A 5,607-nucleotide genomic window follows, 5' to 3' on the forward strand; every position below is an offset into this window, starting at 1 on the left:
GAGCGGGCCGTCGTTCTGGCAAAGGGTAAGCTGATCAACCTCCAGGATATCGGCTTCGAAAAAACAAAAACCGCCGAAGTCATGCCCCTCACAGATATCAAAAAAGAAGCAGTGATCGAGGCGCTCAATCTCGCAAACTGGAATGTGACCAAGGCAGCAAAGATGCTGCACATAGGCCGTCGGAGCCTGCATAGATATATCAAGAAATTCAATATCGTGAACGACAGCACGTTTTCCATCGGCCGAAGTCAGAAATAAGGTACATACGCATTAATACAGGCAGCATCGAATAGACTTAAATCGATTGAGATCCAATCAAGACTTAAGTGGTCATCTAGAGGGTTGACAACATTCCAGAAATAGCCATAATAATTCCCTGGTATAAGTTGGAATCCTGACGCGGCGTTTTGCACGAGGTTGTTGTATTCTATCTCATCTTATTGGAGGATAATGTGAGAGTATTGCACGTTTACGAAGTAAAGACAACAGACGGTGCCAGGTATTGTGGCGAGATCGCCTACAAGGATGAAGAAAAACTGGTACTCCGTCTGAGACATAGATCCCCAGAACAAAAACTAAGGCTTTTCAAGAGCGGAATTATCTCAGTCAAGGAATTAGGCTGGCAAAAAGCATTTGCACTGAGATAAGGGGATTTATGGTAAAAACAGCAATAATAACAAAGAAGATATTGATTGAAAGGAGAGAACCATGAAGAAGCTGCTTATATGTATGCTAGGAGTATTCCTAACTGTGAGTATAGCCGTAGCAGTTGGCCCAGATGCCCCGCCACCTTCACCAGATGTCGGTCCGGATGCTCCACCTCCGTCGCCAACACTGGCTATAGGTCCAGATGCTCCACCTCCGTCACCAGACGTTGGTCCGGATGCTCCACCTCCGTCACCAACACTGGCCTAAGGAGCTAATGAGATGAAGATCTTACATCTTTATCAGGTAAAGATGCTGGATGGCTCGCAATACCGTGGCGAAATCGCTTACCGCGATGATGAGAAGATCGTGCTGAAGCTCAGGCACCGGTCTCCGGAGCAGAAGCTCCGTCTGTTCAAAAACAGCATTGCGTCGGTAAGAGAAGTAGGCTGGCACAAAGCGTACGCTCTAAGATAGAAGATCTGTAAGTCTGACAAAAAGGAGCGACAAGCGAGCATAGAGAAGTTAGGTATTTGTTAGTACGAAAAAGGATTTATATATAAGGAATTCAGAGGTACAGGGATAATTCGAGCTTTTGAGAATTAGGTGGTATAAGTGTGCCATTTTGGCACACTAGACTTAATCCAGCCCCTGTATTTATTTATCCTGCGGGATACCCCCATATTTGTGCCATTATGGCACACTATTGAGACTTAAACTTCACTTCCATTCACTAAGATATTTCGATATTTAACAACAAAAACCCCTGGCACGGATATTGCTATTTAAACGAGTGGTGAAAAAATGATAATCATAATAGCGGCCATAATCCTCCAAATCACAGCAGCCATCCTCGCGCTGAGGCAAATGGGCGGGAAATCAGCGTATGGCTGGGCCTTCATTGCTTTACCTCTATTGTTCATGGGTACTGTGAGGGCGATCGATCTGGCCGGCTATTCAATAGGAATTAACATGGAAATCCTGACCCTATTGGTCGGCGGATCAATGTTCTTAGGGCTGGTGTTCATATCCAGGGTTTTCCGTGCTTATCAACAGAATTTAAATCTTTTCAAGTCAATACAGGATATTGACCGTGTAATGCTCTCAAGCCTTAGCTACAACGGCGTCATCAATGCCATTATCGACAAAATCAACCAGACATTGAGACCTGATGCCGTTGGCATATATAAATATGATAAGCAGGGGCGCAAACTCAATGTCCTCAAAACGCACAACCTCAGCCGCGAATTCCAGGCGAAAGTCACCGGCGACGGTAATGAATTCATCAAATCGGTTATCGAAAACAGACGAACCCTGATAATCGACAAATTCGCCGATGACGAAGACGCCGGAGTTCTTTCTTTATTAAGACGCGAAGGGTTCACGAGCTACCTCGGCACGCCGATCGTTTCCAAAGGCGGCGCGCCCATTGGCGCCATGGCCTTATATCTGAAGAAGCCGAAGAGGTATTCTGATAATGATATCGACTTCGTCAAAACAATGGGCAGCCAGATAGCAATCGCGCTGGACCGTGAGCAATTCATCGACCGCATCCACGAGATGAATTTCGAGTCGGTCTATTCTCTGGTCCAGGCGATCGAAATGCGTGACCCGTACACGAGAGGCCACTCCCTCCAAGTGGCAAAACTCGCTTCAGCAATTGCCGAGGCTATCGGATTTACAGGCCGCGATCTGGAATTGGTCAAATTTGCCGGCTTACTCCATGATGTAGGCAAGATCGCGGTACCTGAATGCATTCTGCAAAAACCAAGTTTCTTGACCAGCGACGAGTGGAAAGTCATCAAGCTACACCCGAAGCAGAGTGCAACAATAATAGACCCCATCAAGGGGCTCCGCCAGATCCGGGACTGGGTCTTATACCACCATGAGCGTTGGGATGGTAGGGGTTATCCCAAAAACATCAGGGGCGACAGGATTCCCATCCAGTCCCGGATACTTTCAGTATGCGATACTTTCTCGGCAATGACCGAAGACCGTCCATACAGAAAACGGCTCAGCGACGAGGAAGCACGCACCGAAATCAGAAAAGTCTCGGGCAGCCAGCTCGACGCGAAGATCGCCAATATCTTCCTTGATCTTGGCGTCAACGGTCACAACGGTAATTTTATCAATACTTTCAGCAGAGATACGCTGCTCGGGGATCTCGAATCGGATTCCGCCAAGAACGGAAACAGTTTCAGCCAGACCGTGCTTAACCTGCAGAAGACTTGATCATGGCGCGTGACATAATGAAAAAACTCAGATTCGACAATCGTGCAATTAAGAAAGACCTAAAATTTTTTGCAGGCATTCGAGCCAGGAATGACAGACGACAGTTAACAAAATCGAAGAGAGCGGGTCTGCGGAATGTCGGCATGGTGTGGAATTGCAGTGTGCTGTGTCTGGCACGCTGCGGTACGCGGATCTATGCCGGTCCGCTCTGAGTCATAAGGAAAGGAGATCGTCTATAATTTAAACGCCTTGTCCGGCAACCGAATGCGATGGAAGACTGTATCCAGAAGGATACAGTTTCCGTCATTTACATAGAATTCTTAAAAAGGAGAGCCCCTTGAAGAAAAGAATACTTCTTCTGTTACGTTTCGTACTTATCCTGTCCACCATACTGATGATGACCTATTCCAAGCGCGGGCTGAATATCGCATCGCCCGGCTACCTGGTCGCCCTGCTTTACTTCATATCGAACATAATATTCTACTTCATCCCCGAAACCAAATTCTCGCGCCCGGTTGTCACCTTTGCCATCTTCCTGACCGATGTCATCGCCATCTCGCTGGCCATATACCTCGCACAGGGTATGCAGACGGATTTTTACCTGATCTACTTCCTCATCATATTCATCGCTTCGGTAGGACAGGATCTGCGCGGCAGCATACCGATCGCCATCGTTGCCAGCATTCTATATGGCTGGCTGCTCTTGCGGGCAAACCCCGGAATTTCGATCCTCGATTCGGCGATCCTTATCCGAATACCGTTCATATTTATCGTATCGATCATAAGTAGTTACTGGTCGACCGAGATACGCCGCGAACTCACCGAAAAGAAAGAACTGGAGAATTTCGCGCATAGGTTGGAGCAAGAGATCGCCAGAATGACCGCAGAAGAAATCGATCTGAAAAGCTACCATGACACGGTCATCAACAGCGTAGCCAGCGGCGTGATCGCGGTGAGCAGCGATGGAGTGATAACGACCATAAACCCCGAAGCAGCACGTGTACTGGGCACCAGCCGGTCTGCTCTCATGGGGAAGAACATCAAAGATATCGATGGCCTTGAACCAATGTGGCAGAAAATGCAGGAGGTCATCGCTTCCAGCACACCCTCTGACCGCGTGCAGGTAGCGATCAAAAACGCGCACAATGAAACGATCCCCGTGGGTCTATCAGTTTCGCCGATGAGTTCATTAAACCATAGTATTTCCGGCTGCGTCGGCATTCTTCGCGACCTCTCCGACATCAAAGCGCTTGAGGAAAGATTGCGCCACGCGGAGAGATTATCCTATCTCGGCAAAATGGCCAGCTGGGTCGCCCATGAGATCAGAAACCCGCTTACCGCGATCGACGGTTTTTCGCAATTGCTGGCGAAGACGCGCGAACCCGACAAAATAAAGGCGTTCAGCGTCGAGATCCACCGCGGAACAAAACGCATAAATCACATCATCGACGACATCCTCACTTTCGCACGCACGAAAACACATATTAAAGCGGACGATATCGACCTGCGCCAGCTCATGACTCAAATAACCGAGAATATGGGAAACGTAAGAATTTTCATCAGCGGCGACGTGAACACCCGGATCAAAGGTGAAGAAGAATCCCTGAAGAGCCTATTCAATAACCTGATAAGTAACAGCATCGACGCCATGGATAAGGACCCAAAGCTGACCATAAAGTTCTGCAGGAAAGACCAGTGGCTGGTGACCGAGATGGCAGACAACGGCAGGGGAATGTCTGCCGAGAACATAAAAAAGTTATTCACGCCATTCTTCACGACGAAAAGCCGCGGCACAGGGCTCGGTCTCGCCATAGTGAAGAAGATTGTTGACGACCACGGCGGAAAACTTGAGATCGAAAGCGAAGAGGGTAAAGGGACGACCTGTCGTGTCTATTTGCCAGCAGGCGATAAATAAAGGAGGATACATGAAAAAAAGGTTATTGGTATGCGATGACGAAGAACCTATCCGGCTCTTATTGACCGAATCACTCCAGGATATCTATGATATTGTGGAAGCTTCCAACGGCAAGGACGCACTGAGCCTTGCGCTAAGAGAGCATTTCGACCTCATAATCATGGATATCAAAATGCCGCAGGTCCATGGACTGGAAGCCATCGAACGCATAAGAGAAAAGGATAAACGAATCCCCATAGTAATAATCTCGGCTTACCGGCCGATGGAAGACGATATCATCGTGAAAACCTCGAACGTTGCGGCGTTCATCACCAAACCGATCGACATTTCAGCCCTCCGGGCAAAAATATTTGAACTGATCGGTGAATAGAGATGTTATATATTTGTACGGCGTACCATACGTCAAAAAAACATTACATCACGTCTAACGCGCCTGTATGGGTGTGGTAGAACTCCATAAGTACTACTGTATACTACACAATTTTATCGTATAAGAACATGCTTTGCTGTTGATCTGGGTCTTTAATTGAATTTAAAACCCTTGCCCGTTATCAACCACAGGCAAGAGTCCACGACATCGGCTTCGTACAGTTTTCCTTTGTTCTTGGATATCTCATCCAGCGTAACATCGAGACTGTGGGCCGGGCGGTAAGGCCGGTGAGAAGACATCGCTTCGACGACATCGGCAACCGCGAGTATTTGCGATTCGAGCATAATATTCCCGGTCTTAAGGCCGCGCGGGTAGCCTGAACCGTCGAGGCGCTCGTGATGCTGGAGCACCACATCCGCGATCGGCCAGGGGAACTCGATCGTCT

Annotated in this window: 9 protein-coding genes; 8 read left to right on the top strand and 1 reads right to left on the bottom strand. The window is 48.1% G+C overall.

The window, feature by feature from the left end; genetic code table 11:
• The 8 genes from OEV79_12220 to OEV79_12255 form a co-directional block, all read left to right on the top strand.
• Positions 1-258 (top strand): hypothetical protein (locus OEV79_12220; protein MDH4212200.1); only part of this gene is annotated, 258 nt, incomplete at its 5' end.
• A gap of 194 nt (positions 259-452) precedes the next feature.
• Entirely contained in the window at positions 453-647 is a 195-nt protein-coding gene (locus OEV79_12225) for a hypothetical protein (GenBank protein ID MDH4212201.1), read from the top strand.
• A 61-nt stretch (positions 648-708) separates the two neighbouring features.
• On the top strand, positions 709-915 hold the full coding sequence (locus OEV79_12230; protein ID MDH4212202.1) for a hypothetical protein: 207 nt from the start codon (positions 709-711) through the stop codon (positions 913-915).
• A 12-nt stretch (positions 916-927) separates the two neighbouring features.
• On the top strand, positions 928-1,122 hold the full coding sequence (locus tag OEV79_12235; GenBank protein ID MDH4212203.1) for a hypothetical protein: 195 nt from the start codon (positions 928-930) through the stop codon (positions 1,120-1,122).
• 327 nt (positions 1,123-1,449) lie between these two features.
• Entirely contained in the window at positions 1,450-2,877 is a 1,428-nt protein-coding gene (locus tag OEV79_12240; GenBank protein MDH4212204.1) for an HD domain-containing protein, read from the top strand.
• 2 nt (positions 2,878-2,879) lie between these two features.
• Positions 2,880-3,089 (top strand): hypothetical protein, encoded by a 210-nt coding sequence (locus OEV79_12245; GenBank protein MDH4212205.1) that lies wholly within the window; start codon positions 2,880-2,882, stop codon positions 3,087-3,089.
• A 125-nt stretch (positions 3,090-3,214) separates the two neighbouring features.
• The gene (locus tag OEV79_12250; GenBank protein ID MDH4212206.1) at positions 3,215-4,792 is read left to right on the top strand and encodes an ATP-binding protein; all 1,578 of its coding nucleotides are present in this window, start codon (positions 3,215-3,217) and stop codon (positions 4,790-4,792) included.
• A gap of 10 nt (positions 4,793-4,802) precedes the next feature.
• Entirely contained in the window at positions 4,803-5,162 is a 360-nt protein-coding gene (locus OEV79_12255) for a response regulator (GenBank protein MDH4212207.1), read from the top strand.
• Between the two features lie 152 nt (positions 5,163-5,314).
• On the opposite strand, the gene OEV79_12260 is transcribed toward OEV79_12255, so the two are convergent.
• Positions 5,315-5,607: hypothetical protein (locus OEV79_12260; GenBank protein ID MDH4212208.1), on the bottom strand; the 293-nt coding region annotated here is incomplete at its 5' end.

Source organism: candidate division WOR-3 bacterium (assembly GCA_029858255.1).
Lineage (GTDB): Bacteria > Hydrothermota > Tepidihabitantia > SM23-42 > SM23-42 > SM23-42.